Origin of the sequence: Pseudomonas sp. B21-017 (assembly GCF_024749245.1) — a bacterium.
GTDB lineage: Bacteria > Pseudomonadota > Gammaproteobacteria > Pseudomonadales > Pseudomonadaceae > Aquipseudomonas.
This window is the reverse complement of sequence record NZ_CP087194.1, coordinates 2,531,502-2,546,304: the sequence shown is the minus strand read 5'-3', so window position 1 is coordinate 2,546,304 and position 14,803 is coordinate 2,531,502. Positions and strand designations below refer to the sequence as shown.

The 14,803-nt window shown below is 59.5% G+C and carries 11 protein-coding genes; 8 read left to right on the top strand and 3 right to left on the bottom strand.

The window, feature by feature from the left end; translation table 11 throughout:
* Window positions 1–3: 3 nt before the first annotated feature.
* Together LOY28_RS11595 and LOY28_RS11590 are read left to right on the top strand one after the other, a co-directional pair.
* Window positions 4–912 (top strand): hypothetical protein, encoded by a 909-nt coding sequence (locus tag LOY28_RS11595; RefSeq protein ID WP_258613872.1) that lies wholly within the window; start codon window positions 4–6, stop codon window positions 910–912.
* A gap of 22 nt (window positions 913–934) precedes the next feature.
* Entirely contained in the window at window positions 935–2,200 is a 1,266-nt protein-coding gene (locus LOY28_RS11590) for a TIGR02270 family protein (protein WP_258613871.1), read from the top strand.
* A 139-nt stretch (window positions 2,201–2,339) separates the two neighbouring features.
* Here the strand turns inward: LOY28_RS11590 and LOY28_RS11585 are convergent, their stop codons facing one another.
* Window positions 2,340–3,272, bottom strand: a complete 933-nt coding sequence (locus LOY28_RS11585; RefSeq protein ID WP_026286543.1) for an AraC family transcriptional regulator — start codon at window positions 3,270–3,272, stop codon at window positions 2,340–2,342.
* 584 nt (window positions 3,273–3,856) lie between these two features.
* Here LOY28_RS11585 and LOY28_RS11580 point away from each other — a divergent pair.
* From LOY28_RS11580 to LOY28_RS11565, 4 genes are all read left to right on the top strand, one after another.
* Window positions 3,857–5,206 (top strand): MFS transporter, encoded by a 1,350-nt coding sequence (locus LOY28_RS11580; RefSeq protein ID WP_258613870.1) that lies wholly within the window; start codon window positions 3,857–3,859, stop codon window positions 5,204–5,206.
* A gap of 98 nt (window positions 5,207–5,304) precedes the next feature.
* Window positions 5,305–5,997, top strand: coding sequence for a fumarylacetoacetate hydrolase family protein (locus LOY28_RS11575; protein ID WP_258613869.1), 693 nt, complete (start codon window positions 5,305–5,307; stop codon window positions 5,995–5,997).
* 43 nt (window positions 5,998–6,040) lie between these two features.
* Window positions 6,041–6,799, top strand: a complete 759-nt coding sequence (locus tag LOY28_RS11570) for an SDR family oxidoreductase (protein ID WP_138867308.1) — start codon at window positions 6,041–6,043, stop codon at window positions 6,797–6,799.
* Between the two features lie 33 nt (window positions 6,800–6,832).
* A complete protein-coding gene (locus LOY28_RS11565; RefSeq protein WP_258613868.1) occupies window positions 6,833–7,789 on the top strand; it encodes a 2-hydroxyacid dehydrogenase in 957 nt (318 codons plus the stop codon).
* A 98-nt stretch (window positions 7,790–7,887) separates the two neighbouring features.
* On the opposite strand, the gene LOY28_RS11560 is transcribed toward LOY28_RS11565, so the two are convergent.
* Both LOY28_RS11560 and LOY28_RS11555 read right to left on the bottom strand, forming a co-directional pair.
* Window positions 7,888–11,037, bottom strand: a complete 3,150-nt coding sequence (locus LOY28_RS11560) for an efflux RND transporter permease subunit (protein ID WP_258613867.1) — start codon at window positions 11,035–11,037, stop codon at window positions 7,888–7,890.
* Window positions 11,034–12,143 carry an efflux RND transporter periplasmic adaptor subunit gene (locus tag LOY28_RS11555; protein ID WP_258613866.1) on the bottom strand — a complete coding sequence of 370 codons (1,110 nt, stop codon included), beginning with the start codon at window positions 12,141–12,143 and terminating at the stop codon, window positions 11,034–11,036. The genes LOY28_RS11560 and LOY28_RS11555 overlap by 4 nt, the downstream gene beginning before the upstream one ends.
* A gap of 220 nt (window positions 12,144–12,363) precedes the next feature.
* Here LOY28_RS11555 and LOY28_RS11550 point away from each other — a divergent pair, with 220 nt between their 5' ends.
* On the top strand, window positions 12,364–13,824 hold the full coding sequence (locus tag LOY28_RS11550; RefSeq protein WP_258613865.1) for an efflux transporter outer membrane subunit: 1,461 nt from the start codon (window positions 12,364–12,366) through the stop codon (window positions 13,822–13,824).
* Window positions 13,825–13,963: 139 nt separating this feature from the next.
* Window positions 13,964–14,749, top strand: a complete 786-nt coding sequence (locus tag LOY28_RS11545; RefSeq protein WP_064617137.1) for an SDR family oxidoreductase — start codon at window positions 13,964–13,966, stop codon at window positions 14,747–14,749.
* Window positions 14,750–14,803 lie beyond the last annotated feature (54 nt).

Here is a 14,803-nt window from a genome sequence, read left to right as displayed (position 1 = left end):
GCTATGTCTAACGAATACTCCTTCCTTTCCGGCTTCATGCAGAGCCGCAATGTTGGTCGAGTCATCGCCCAAGTCGATGCATTGAAGGAAAGTGGCTCGACCGCCTCCAAACTGCTCAAGTGGGACAGGTCCCAGAACCGCTGGTTCTCCTTCAACCTCGAGTGGCACGCCACGCGAATCTGCGCAATTGAAGTACCGGAAATCATGGTTTTCGCTACGGGTCCAGACGGTATTGTGTCAGTCAGCACAATGGTTGGCTCAACCGAAGAAGAGATCGACGACTCGCTCGATGGCCCTGCTCGTCGCGGTCCTATTCGGGATCTGCAACTCATCAACGGTGTTCCCTACGCCACTGGCATGGGCCGCCAGGTTTACCGTCGCGAGGGACCAGCCAAATGGACGCGTCAGGACCAGGGAGTGGTTTTACCCAGAGGCGAGATTGAACTATGCGGTTTCAACTCCATCGACGGTATCAGAGAAGAAAATCTCTATGCCGTCGGATTCAATGGCGAAATTTGGCAACGCCTGGAAGGCAAATGGTTCAATCGGGAAAGTCCAACCAATCTCGTATTGCATCGGGTCAAGGTCGTTCGCGAAGACTTAGTGTTTGTATGCGGGCAGATGGGCACTTTGCTGCGTGGCGATGGTTCGCAGTGGGAAGCCGTTGGACAGGACGCAACCAGCGAAGACCTCTGGGGTATGGAGTGGTTCAACGGCGAGCTCTATTTGGCCTGTGATTCCGGTCTATTGCGCCTCGACGACAATGACAATCTGGTTGCAGTCGACATGAATTTGCCCGGTAAGCCCAGTAGCCGCCATCTCCATGCAAATGATGGTGTTCTCTGGTCCTGCGGACCGAAGAACGTAGTCTGGACCGAGGATGGGCAGCGTTGGACCGAGGTGACCCCGTGATATCGACCCAGGCAGGCTTAGTTTGATATCCCTACCCATCATCATCGACCAACACGCCGAAGAAGCCGGCTTCCTAGCCGTCCTGCGCGACTATGCCCAGCGCGCGCCGCATTACGATCTGGATGACCTCAGCAAGCTCGACAGCCGCATCGACGCCTACCTCGACGGCCTTCGAATCGCCGGCACCACCGGCCTGGAAACCCTCCTGACCCAACTCGGCCCACACGCCATCGGCGAGATGTTCGCCAGTGCAGTACTGGCCTTCGAGGCGGGTAACGCGCAGGTGTTGTCACGGCTCAGCCAGCATTTGCGCAGTGCCGTGGATACAGAGCGCGGTTATCTGATGGCCTTGGGTTGGCTCGACTGGGAATGGATATCGCCCTGGATCGACCGCATGCTCGCCTCCCCTGAACCTCTGTTCCACCGCCTCGGCCTGGCCGCCTGCGGCATGCACCGCCACGACCCTGGCCCTGCCCTGCTTACCGGACTTTCGCACGCCGACCCAAGCGTGCTGGCACGTGCCGCCCGCACTGCCGGCGAGCTGCGTCGTCGTGACCTGATGTCGACAATTCGTGCCCACCGTCTACACCCGGATCCAGCCACGCGCTTCTGGGCCAATTGGGCCACCGCACAGATGGGCGATGAGCACGCCCTGGAACCGCTGCGCCAGTTCGCCGAGCAACCGGGCGAGTTCCAGTACCGCGCGCTCTGCGTATTGCTGGCCTGGCAAAAGCGTGAAAACAGCATCGCCTGGATACGCCAATTGATAGAGAACCCTGAGCAACAGCGCATCGGCATCCAGGCCATCGGGCTGCTGGGCGATCCGTTCAGTGTGCCCTGGTTGATCCAGCAGATGAGCGACCTGCCTCATGCCCGCGTCGCCGGCGAAGCCTTCAGTCTGATCACTGGCGCTGACCTGGCGCTGCTCGACCTGGAATTGCAGGACCTGCCGGATTTCGATGCCGGCCCGAACGACGATCCTGAGGACGCTAATGTCGCCATGGACCCCGATGAAAACCTGCCCTGGCCCGACCCGCAATTGATTGCAGCCTGGTGGCAGGCCCATGGAGGCGATTTCCAGGCGGGCGTGGGCTATGTGCTGGGGCTACAGCAGAGTGAGAACAGTTACCGGCGTGTCCTTGTCCAGGGCCAGCAACGCCAGCGTATTGCGGCCGCCTTCGGCGTTGCTCGCTGGCGACCGAACGAAGTGCTGTTCCCCACCAGCGCACCCGCCTGGCGGCAAAAGATGTTGTTGGGGGAGCCGGCGCCGCCCGTTCGGCGCCTCTGAGGTTTTGCCAAAATAGAATGCAGCCCCTAAGCCAGGCAGTATGGCTTGATCAGCACGGAGCCAGCGTTCGGCATGCAGGGTTCTTCATGATTACGGAGACTGGCTGCGCCCCCTGCGCTGCAATGTGAACGATGAACAATCACGTGTTGGACGGTGATTGCGGCGTATCAGGATTGAGTTGCTGACGCCTGAATTGCCCTGGAGGCTGGCCGTGGATCTGGCGGAAGCGTCGCGAAAAATAAGCCTCGTCAGCGAAACCGCACAACCTCGCCACCTCCCCCACTGGTCGTGTCCCATTGAGCAAATAATTGCGTGCCGCGTGCATCCTGCGCTCGAGCACCAGCTCAGTGAAGGTCTTGCCGATTTCCTTGCGCAACCAGTGCGTCAGGTACGTCGGTGACAGGTAAGTCGCAGCAGCCACCTTGATCAGGTTGAGGTCGGGATCGGCAATGTTCTTGCGCAAGTATTCGGACATCCTGCTCAGCGCATCGCGTCGGCTGACTTCGGCGGCATTCTCCTCGGCCAACCGCTTGAGCGGCTCGGCATACAAGGCACAAACGCTCCCCACCAGTTGCAGCAACAATCCCTTGAGCATCTCGCGAGTGCCGAACTGACGGTTTTCATCGAGCACGCGCATCTGTTCGATCAGGGCACAGACTTTGCTGAAATCTTCATCGGACAGAATGAAATCCAGATGCTCCTGAAAGCGGAACGGCGACAACTCGGGTGCCAGCAGAATCGAGACTTCCTCCAGGTCCATCGGGTCGCACTGCAAATGCGGCAACAGGAAGGTCTGGGAAAAGTTGATCACCATGAAATTGCTGTCGGCCGGATGCGGAATCACGTGCACGCGATGCGGCAGGATGAAGGCTAGCGTGTTGCGCGGAAACGGCCGCTCGACGTTGCCGATGTGCTGCACGGTATCGCCACCGAGGTTGACCTGGATCTGGAAATACTCATGGCGATGCGGGCTGGTTTCGGCGCGCCGGCCCTTTTTGTCGCGGATGTAAAAGTCCGTCAATTCGCTGCGTTGCTGCATGACGTAAGTGGGTACTCGACTCGGTGACGACATCGCCTGAGGATCCTCGACAGGTACATGGACAGGTTGTCGTCGCGCCGCGACGCAGGCGGCGACCGCAGTGATTGTGAAGGCAGACACCGCTGGCTTCAACATGTCATAGGATGACAACGAAACACAGAGAATTAATTGTATCCGTGTGTGATGTGTCGCCTGTCCAAAAAACTACGAGCGCACAAAAATATTTAATCATTTAAAAACATCAACTTATGAAGTGAATAACGCATACCGAAGGAAATGAGCCGATTTGATTTCTCTTGGACACCTGCATTAATCGCCTTTTACAGGAGAAAAAACGATCTAACGCCTCCGTTGATTTTGAGAGGTTGTACGACCACTGTAACAACCAATGCAGCCCGACCCTTCCAAAAACAATCAAAAGGTGCGCTCGTGATGAACCTGCTTTTTTCCCTCGCCAACCCTCCCCCGACCGAGCCAGTCCGAAGGCGTATCTGAGCGCCTGACAGTAGCTGTCCGCGCCCTCATTCAAGTAGCGATTGCCCTGCCCCGGCACTGGGGGCATCGGCTTCGGCTGCGCGCGAACATCTCGATTCTCCTAACAATAAAAAGGTCTACTCATGTCGAATTCGCAAACCTCCCCGTCCACCGCGCCGTCGGTGAGCGCCGGCGCCCGGGACGCCCTGTTGCCTCAGCGACTACCGACGCGGCGGCGCTGGTTCATGCTGTCATTGCTGCTGATTGCGACCATCATCAACTACATCGACCGCGTAAATATCTCGATTGCCGCACCGTTCATGGCCAAGGATCTGGGCCTGGACAAGATCGAAATGGGCCTGATTTTTTCCGCGTTTGCCTGGACCTACGCACTCGCTCTGGTCCCCGCCGGGTTCATCGCCGATCGCTTCGGTTCCCGGTTCACCTACGGGGTGTCGCTGATCAGTTGGTCGACGGTCACCGTGTGCCAAGGCTTTGCCACAGGATTCGCTTCGCTGTTCGGGCTGCGCCTGGCTGTCGGTGCTATGGAGGCTCCAGCATTTCCGGCCAACAGCCGTGCGGTGACGGTATGGTTCCCGGCCCGCGAACGGGGCCTGGCCAGCAGCATTTACGTGTGCGGCCAGTATCTGGGCACGGCATTGTTTACCGGCATGTTGTTATGGCTGGCCACGACCTATGACTGGCGCCATGTTTTCTACAGCACCGGGATACTCGGCATCGTGTTTGGTGTGATCTGGCTCTTCGTTTACCGCGATCCGCTGAGCTGCAAGAACGTCAGCCAGGAAGAACTGAAGTACATCGAAGCCGGGGGTGGACTGGTCAAGAGCAGTCAGGAGCGCACCCGGTTCAACTGGCGGCAGATCGCCGAGCTGTTCAGCTATCGGCAGATCTGGGCGATTTGCATCGGCAAGTTCGCCAGCACCTCGGCGTTGTACTTCTTCCTGACCTGGTTCCCGACGTATCTGATCGAAGAACGCAAGCTGACCATGATCAAGGCCGGGGTCTTCGCCGTGCTGCCGTTCGTAGGTGCAACGGTCGGCATTCTGCTGGCCGGCATCATCTCCGACTTGCTGATCCGTCGTGGTTACTCAATGTCCTTCGCTCGCAAGTTGCCATTGGTGGTCGGCTCGATGCTGGGTATGTCGATCGTGCTGGTGAATTTCACCGACTCGAACGTGATCTGCATTGCCGTGCTGACCATGGCTTTCTTCGCCCAGGGAATCGCCTCCTCGTCGTGGGCGGCGGTGTCGGAAGTCGCGCCGAAGGAGTTGATCGGATTGACCGGCGGGGTCACCAGCCTGGCTGCCAACATCGGCGGGATCGTCACCCCGATTGTGATTGGCGGAATCGTCCACGCAACAGGCTCGTTTGCCTACGCCTTCTGGTTCATTGGCGGCGTGGCGCTGATGGGGACCTTGTCCTATTCGTTGCTGCTCGGTCGCTTGTATCGCATCGAACTCAAGGCGCGCTGAGCCAAGAAACCGTTTTTCTCCAACACGAGACGGCTTTCGTCCAACTTTGCAAAAGATTGCCGCCGTACGCTGACGCTTCAAACAGGACGACTACAAAAATGACGATGACCGAGTACGTGTTTACCCCGGACCTGCCCGTGACCTTGCCGGTTGCCGCCAGCCAGCAACGCTTTCCCGTTGGCCGAGTATTTTGCGTCGGCCGCAACTACCCTTGGCCAGACACCCAAGGCCAGTCCCGCCAGCCGCCGGTGTTCTTCATGAAGCCGGCGAGCAACGTGGTGGATGCGACGGGCGAAGTGACTTTCCCGCCGTTGACCGAAGAGTTTGTCCACGAAATCGAATTGGTCGTGGCCATCGGCGAAGGCGGCGCCAATATTCCGGAGAGCCAGGCGCTGGCCTATGTCTGGGGCTATGCCGTCGGCCTTGACCTGACCCGCCGTGATGTCCAGCGTGCGGCCAAAAGCAATGGCTTGCCGTGGGAAGGTGCCAAGGTGTTTGACGGCGCCGCGCCGATGACCGCCATCGTGCCGGTGACTCGCGCCGGACACCCGGACGGCGAATTGTGGCTGAACGTCAACGGCGAAGAGCGCCAACGCGACAGCCTCGACAGCCAGATCTGGTCGGTCAGTGAAATCATCAGCCGCATCTCGCAATCGGTAGCGCTCCGGGCCGGTGACTTGATCATGACCGGCAGCCCGGCGGGTGTCGATGTGCTGCAACCGGGCGACATCATCAATGCCGGGATCGACGGCATCGGCCAACTGGAAATGCGCGTCGGTCAGCGACCTTGAACCCGACATACGCTCTCGTGAATTGGAAAAAGGAGATAACAACATGTCCAGTCCTTTGAAAGTGGCCCTGGTCACCGGCGCCGGCAGCGGAATCGGCCGCGCCGTGGCGCTGGCTCTGATGGCAGACGGATTCACCCTGGTGTTGGCCGGTCGCCGAGCGGAGCCTTTGCAGGCCTTGGTCGAATTGGCGCTCAGCGAAGGACACGAAGCGTTGGCGGTGCCCACTGATGTGCGCGACCCGGCCAGCGTCGATGCGCTGTTTGCCACCATCACCGAGGTATACGGACGCCTCGACGTGGTGTTCAACAACGCCGGGGTCAACGCCCCTGCAGTGCCGCTCGATGAGCTGACGTTCGAGCAGTGGCGAAACGTGATCGACACCAACCTCAACGGCGTTTTCCTCTGCGCCCGTGGTGCCTTCGCACTGATGCGCCGGCAACAGCCACAGGGCGGACGCATCATCAATAACGGTTCGATCTCGGCGCATACCCCACGCCCCTTCAGCAGCGCCTACACCGCCAGCAAACATGCGGTGCTGGGGCTGACCAAATCCCTGGCCCTGGACGGGCGCGAATTCAACATCGCCTGCAGCCAGATCGACATCGGCAACGCCTTGACCGAAATGTCGGTGCGCATGACCAAAGGCGTGCGCCAGGCCAACGGCACCATCGCCGTGGAGCCGATGGTGGACGTCAAACATGTGGCCGATGCCGTGCGCTACATCGCCGGCCTGCCGCTGGAAGCGAACGTCCTGAACATGACCGTCATGGCCACTGCCATGCCGTTTGCCGGTCGCGGTTGAACCGGTCTTTTTATTCCGCTACGCGAGGTTTACATGAAGCCAGAAGTCTTGCAGCTCAGCCCGATCCTGATCCCTGAAATCAACGCGCGGCTCGATGAGCTGTTTACCGTCAGACGTTACTTCCAGCAGGCCGACAAGCAGGCTTATTTGCAGGAACACGGTGCGAACATTCGCGGGGTGATCACCGGCGGGCATACCGGAATCAGTCAGGCGCTGATGGCGCAACTACCGAAACTGGAAGTGGTGGCGGTCAATGGCGTGGGTACCGATGCGGTGGATCTGGCTTACGCCCGGGATCGCGGAATCCGCGTAACGGCAACCATCGGAGCGCTGACCGAAGACGTCGCCGACCTGGCCATCGGCTTGTTGATTGCCGTGTGCCGGGGTCTGTGCACCAGTGATCGTTATGTGCGTTCGGGCCAATGGCCCCATAGCCCGACGCCGTTGGCTCCGTTGCCGTTGGCACGTCAGGTGTCGGGCATGCGCATCGGCATCGTCGGCATGGGCCGGGTCGGCCGTGCCGTGGCGACCCGGGCCGCGGCGTTCGGCTGCCCGATCAGTTACACCGATCTGCAGCCGATGAGCGATGTGAACCACACGTTCATCGCCGATCTGAAGCAGCTGGCCAGCAACAGTGATGCACTGATTCTCGCGGCCGCTGCCGACAAGGCTGAAGCCATCATCAATGCCGAGGTGCTGCAGGCGCTGGGCAAGGACGGGTATCTGATCAACGTGGCGCGCGGCAAGCTGGTCAACGAGGTAGATCTGGTGACGGCACTGGCCGCTGGAGAGATAGCGGGTGCGGCGCTGGATGTGTTTGTCGATGAACCGAACGTGCCCGAAGCACTGTTTGCCAACGAGAACGTGGTACTGCAGCCCCATCGCGCGAGTGCGACGCTGCAGACTCGCACGCGAATGGGAGAGATGGTGGTGGCGAGCCTGGTGGACAGTTTCGCCGGGAGAATACCGCAGGGGTCTGTGACTGACTGAACGTTGGCCGCCGAGGAGACGTTGCGTCCCCTCGGCGGTTCGGTGTCAGGTAAACAGCCACGTCGACGCCCACTAAAGCAGCACGCTATGGCCTACGGCTAAAGCTCTGTGGTTTGGTGAACATCGAGAGGACGAGGTGGCGTCCTATCCACCAGGCTTGCTTGCTTATTGGCTGGTTCAGTTTTCCCCGCATGGTCGGGACGGATCTTGAACCAGATGGAGTACATCGCTGGCAGGAACACCAGCGTCATGATGGTTCCGACGAACGTGCCTCCGATCAGCGTGTAGGCCAGCGTCCCCCAGAAGACGGAGTGTGTCAGGGGAATGAATGCCAGGATCGCCGCCAGCGCTGTCAGCAGTACCGGGCGGGCACGTTGGACCGTGGCTTCGACCACCGCGTGAAACGGATCCAGCCCTTCTTGGGCGTTGTGATGGATTTGCCCAATCAGAATCAGCGTATTGCGCATCAAAATGCCTGAAAGGGCGATTAGACCTACCAGAGCGTTGATACCAAACGGCTGCTGGAAGATAAGCAGTGTCGGCACCACACCAATCAACCCCAGTGGCGAGGTGAGGAACACCATGACCATCGCCGAGATCGAACGTACCTGCAGAATAATGATCAGCAGCGTCATGGCAATCATGATCGGGAACAGCGGCAACATCGCTTTACCGGCTTTGCCCGACTCCTCGATTGCACCCGCCTGCTCGATCCGGTACCCGTCAGGCAGCTGGTCGATGACCGGCTGCAGCTCCTTCATGATCACGCTCGAGACGTCCGGTGGCTGCAGGCCTTCGGCAATATCACCGCGCACGGTAATGGTCGGCGTGCGGTCACGACGTCGGAGGATCGGATCCTCCATACGAACATCGACCTCTCCCACCTGAGACAGCGGAATCCGCTGACCCGCCGTGCCCACCAGCGTAAAGCCTTCTATCCTGGCGGGATCGAGCCGGATATCACCCGCTGCGCGACCGACCACCTGCACCGAGCGAATGTCCTCACGAACTGCGGTGATCGGTACTCCGGTCAACAGGAATTGCAGTTGCTGCGCGACTGAGTTTGACGTCAACCCCACCGCCTCCAAGCGATCCTGATCCAGGGCGAAATGCAGCGTCGGCGTCAGTGGCCCCCAGTCAGTGTTGACGGTTCTCATCATCGGGCTCGACTGCATCACGTCCAGCACCTGGCCCGCGATCTCGCGCAATTTTGACGGATCAGGCCCCATCACCCGATAGGCAACAGGGAACGGCGAATATGGACCAAATACAAGCTGAGTCACCCTGACACGCGCTTCTGGGGCAAGTCCCTCAGCAGCGGCCTCGCGGAGACGGAACTTGAGGGACTCGCGCTCCTCCTGGCTGTCCGTCAGCACCACAATCTTCGCGAACGATGGATCAGGGAGTTCCGGCGCCATCGCCAGATAGAAACGCGGCGCGCCTTGCCCGATATAGGCCGTGACGATTTTTGCCTCACCCTGCTTTTGCAGCCAGGCCTCTATCTTGGCGGTGGTGGCGCTGGTCTGCTCAATGGAGGTTCCATAAGGCATTTGCACTTCAATCAATACCTCTGGACGGTCCGAGGTAGGGAAGAACTGTTTCTTGACCAGGCTCATGCCGAGAATCGCCACGCCAAACATTGCGATAACAGTACCGGCTACCAGCCATTTGCGAGCGATGACACGCGTCAACACCTGACGGAAGCGGTTGTAATTTCGGGTGTTGTAGATGGCCGCATGACCACCCTCCACCTTCTTGATGTTCGGCAACATCTTCACACCCAGGTACGGGGTAAAAGCTACCGCAACCACCCAGGAGGCAATCAGGGCAATGCCCACGATCCAGAACATGTTGCTGGTGTACTCGCCGGCTGTCGACTGCGCGAAACCGTTGGGCATAAAGCCGATAGCCGTCACCAGCGTACCGGAAAGCATCGGCGCGGCTGTATGACTCCAGGCGTACGCGGAAGCTTTGATGCGGTCGTAGCCCTCTTCCATTTTCACCACCATCATTTCGATAGCAATGATGGCGTCGTCCACCAACAGTCCGAGCGCCAGAATCAACGAGCCAAGGGTGATACGGTCAAAGTTCTTTCCAGTGGCCGCCATCACCACAAACACCACAGCCAACGTCAACGGCACAGCCGCAGCGACCACAACGCCTACACGCCAGCCCATGCTGAGAAAGCAGACGAGCATCACCACAAGCAGCGCGACGAAAAACTTGACCATGAACTCGCCGACGGCCGAACTGATATTTACAGATTGATCGGTGACCTTGGAGAGCGTCATGCCCAACGGCATGCCTTCATTGATCTTGACCGTCTCCGCGTCCAGCGCCTTGCCCAGGTCAAGACCGTTCCAACCCTCACGCATCACGATCCCCAGCAACAAGGCCTCTTCACCGTTATTACGCACGAGAAAGGTTGCCGGATCTTCATAACCACGTTCGATCGTCGCCACGTCCGAGAGCTTCAGCGTCCGCCCCTGAACCGCAATGGGTGTGTCACGAATCTTCTGCACCTTATCGAAGGCGCCATCCAGCCGAAGAAAGACCTGCGGCCCGTCGCTTTCGATCGAACCGGCAGGCGTGAGCACGTTCTGATTATTCAGCGCGGCAAAGATGTCCTGAGGTGATACGCCCAAGGTGGCCAGCCGATCATGGGAAAAGGAAACAAAGATGCGCTCGGGTTGCTCCCCAATGATGTTGACCTTCTTCACGCCCGGCACATGCAACAGTTGTTGGCGCAACGACTCTGCATCACGTACCAACAGTCGCTGCGGTTCGCCTTTGGCTTTCAGGGCGAACAGTGCAAATGTCACGTCCGAAAACTCGTCGTTGACCATTGGCCCGATGACACCCGCCGGCAGCTTCCTGGCCTCATCGTCGAGCTTTTTACGCGCCTGATAGAACTCCTCCTGCACTTGCGAGGGCGGCGTGCTATCGCGTAGTGACACCATGGTGAAAGCGAGGCCAGGACGGGTGTAGGTTTCCGTGCGGTCGTACCATTTCAGTTCTTGCAGGCGTTTTTCAAGTGGCTCTGCTACCTGATCCTGCATCTCCTGCGCCGTGGCGCCCGGCCACGCGGTAATGACCGTCAACTGCTTGACCGTAAACGGAGGATCTTCCGCACGCCCCAGTTGGAAGAACGACAGGATGCCCGCAACGGCGATCAGGAAGATCAGAAACACCGTGATGGAGCGCTCGCGAACGGCGATCGCGGAGAGATTGAAGCGCCCCTCGCTCATGGATGACTCCCTGCGACCTTGACGCCATCCGGTTGAGCCAGCCTCACCTCCTCACCATCGTGCAGCAGATGCGCGCCTAACGCTACAATCTGCTCGCCGACCTTGAGATCGCCTGCGACTCGCGCTGCGTCGTCGCTCAAGCCCAAGATTTGAACAGGTCGCCAGGCCACCTTCGCAGGTGTACCGGCAATGACCCACACGCCAGTGCCTTGGCCTGGGTCATAAACGGCAGCGATCGGCACTTGTAGCCCCTGCCCTTGCGTGGCGCCTTCAGCGATCCGAAGCGTGACGGTCGAACCTAGCGGTGCATTGGCCAGCGCGCCCTCAAGCACATACCGCGCCTCGAAGGTGCGTGTCATTCGGTCGGCCGAGTCAGAAAGCAACCTCAGCTTCGCTGTAACAGCACCCGTGGTATTGCCATAAAGCGTCGCCTGCGCGGTGGATCCTGCTGCGGGGCGTAGCGTCTCGGGCAGATGCACGATGGCTTCGCGCTGCCCCGCCCGCGCCAGTCGAACCACGGGCTGCCCCGGGCTGACGACTTGCCCGGGCTCGGCGAGCGTCTCCACCACTACGCCGTCGGAATCCGCAAACAGCACCGCATAACCAGAAGCATTGCGGGCTACATCAGCCTGCGCTTCAGCGGCGCTGAGCTGCGCCTTTGCGGTATCCGCTGCGGCTTTGATCTGGTCGTAAGCCGATGCGGAAATAGCGCCTGCGGCGACCAGGTCGCGATATCGCGCCTCGTCATCTGCAGTCTGCTTGGCTCGGGCCCGAGCGGCTATGACTGACTCTTGCTGTGCTCGCGCCTGCAACCCCAGGTCGATTGGATCGAGACGCATGAGTGGCTGACCACGCTTAACGGTCTGACCGGTGTCAACCAGACGCTCAAGCACCTTGCCTGATACCCGGAAGCCCAGGTCGCCCTGGACGCGGGCAGCCACGACGCCCGTGAAAGAACGTGAGACGTCGGACGAACCCTGAACCGCAGAGGACCTCACCAGAGGGGCATGCGTGCGTGGATCTTCAACGGTGGATGAGTCGCCACACGCCGTCAGGACGAGAGGCAACAAGCAAGCGGCAATGGGGACAGGTCGAAGCCGGCGCATAGGTTCCCTTACTTAAACAAATAGGACTGGCGCTTCATTCTCAGTCTAGTGACCATACCTGTCAATGGTCACGAATCATGAAGTACCGAACCCCATGATCTCAGCACTAGTATTGCCGAATACTGCTGGCCAACCTCGAGCTCAGCCCAAAGAGCGTCGATTGACAGATAGTGACCATAACGTAATATAGTCACTAACATCCTCAATTGAAGGTACCTCAATGCCTCCCCTCCGCCCCATTGCTCTCTTGGTGAGTGCCAGCTTGATGACAGGTTGCGCGGTCGGTCCGGACTATCACCGTCCGGACGCCCCACTGTCGGACCATTACTTGGGGCAGTCTTCTGTCGAACAGAGGCCTGGGGCGACGCCGGCCAGTCTTGTCGCCTGGTGGGAAGGCTTTGGTGATCCGCTGTTAGCCGACTTCGTCTCCAAGGCACTTGAGCAGAACCTGGACCTGGCGCAGGCGTCGGCGCGAGTCACGCAGGCACGGGCCGGACTGGGCGCTGCAAATGCCGCTTTACTGCCCTCGGGGAACATCAGCGGACAGGCCGCGCACTCCTACCAGTCAATCGAGACTCCGCTCGGCCAGGTGTTGAACTCAACGCCTGGCTATGACCGGTACGGAAGTTCCTACGAGGCCAACCTCGATGCCAGCTGGGAGGTAGATGTCTTTGGCGGATTGCGCCGCGGACGCGAGGCTGCTCTGGCCGAGTACCAGGCTTCCCAGGCGGGCGCCGCTGCCACACGATTGGCCGTCGCTGCACAGACCGCCGATGTCTACATCACTATCCGCGGACTGCAGACCCGGCTGGACATTGCGAACCGACAAGTCAAAACACAGCAGGAGCTACTAGAGAAAGTCCAATTGCTCTACAGCAAGGGGCTCGCCGCCAACTATCAGGTTCGCCAGGCCGAAGGGGCGCTATCGCAGGTCCAGGCGACAGTGCCGGTCCTGCAGACCGGTCTGGATGCTGCCATGAATGCGCTGGATGTCATGCTCGGCACGCCGCCAGGCACTCACCGCACACAACTGGCCAGTGCGGGGAGCATTCCTGTAGCGCCGCAATTAAAGGCGATGGGAACGCCGGCCGATTTGCTGCGCCGCAGGCCAGACCTCATTGTGGCTGAGCGCCGTCTTGCGGCCTCAAATGCACGCATCGGGGAGGCGATTGCTGAGTACTACCCGAAATTCTCCCTTAGCGCATTGCTGGGCAGTGCCACGGCTGTATCCGCTGGCAACCTTTTTACTGGCGGCGCCAGCCAGTCGGCGGGCGTATTGGGACTGCGCTGGAGGCTCTTCGATTTTGGTCGCATAAACGCCCAAATCGACCAAGCCAAGGGACAGGAAGCCGAAGCCCTGGCCGCTTACCGTCAGTCTGTGCTGCGCGCCACCGAGGATGTCGAAAACGCGCTCTCCTCACTGGTGAATCGGGAAGCTCAAGCAACCACCCTCACCGGGGGTGAGGCATCTCTGACACAGGCTCGCCAATCGTCGTTCATTGCCTATGAGAAAGGCACGGCCAGCCTGATCGATGTCCTGCACGCCGACGAGACGATGCTGCAGGCTTCCGATGCTCGGGCACAAGCACGAACGGAATCGGCACGGGCGGCGGTCGCGGCATTCAAGGCGCTCGGTGGTGGCTGGCAGCCTCCTGAAGCCCAGCCTGTTGCGACACGATGATTTAACCAGGTGACGTAGCACTTGATGCACGCACCTCCCCCCCTCTTTCAGCTACTACCCAATCCGAGAGTGGGTTCGCTCACCGACTGACGCGGTCAGCAGCCAATTGCTCAATAGAAACCAACCGGAGTACAGCGAAATGAAGTCGAACGAAAATTCCTGGGTGCTCATCACCGGCGCATCAAGCGGATTTGGCGAGGAGTTTGCCCGGCAATATGCAGCGCAGGGAAAATCGCTCGTTCTGGTAGCAAGAAGGCTGAGTAAGCTCGAAGCGCTATCGGCGCAGTTGCGCGAACGCTTCGGCGTTGATGTGATCGTCGAACAAGTAGACCTGTCCTCGATCCCGGCGATCATCGGACTGCATGAGCGACTCAGCGAACGCAATATAGTGATCGATGTGCTCATCAACAATGCGGGTCATGGATTGCAGGGGCCTTTCCTGGATCAACCTCTGGATGAGTCCCTGACCATGATTGATTTGGATATCGCCAGCCTGACAGCCCTGACACGCCTTTTCGCGGCCGACATGCGAGCCCGCAAACGTGGGCACATCCTGATGGTCGCCAGCTTGCTGTCCTTCCAGGGCGTGAAGAATTTCGCCGTTTACTCTGCCGCGAAAGCCTATGTTCTTCGCTTCTCTGATGCGCTTCATCGCGAACTGAAAAAAGACGGCGTCGTCGTTACCGCACTGTGCCCAGGAATGTCGGATACCGGATTTGCAGAAAGCGCCAAGCAAAAGATCACGCCGGTCTTGAAAAGGGTGATGATGCAGCCCCAACCCGTCGTACGTGCAGGAATCCGTGCGCTGCAAGCCGGACGCATGAGCGTGGTGCCGGGTTTTGGCAACAAGGCCATTACTGTCTTGACTTGGGCCACGCCTCGTCGGTTTCATCAGGGCCTTATGGCGCAGGTGATGGGAGTCTGAGGGGGAGACAAAGAGGCCTTTTACCTCAGGGGAAAGGCCCGAGATGTGTTCCTA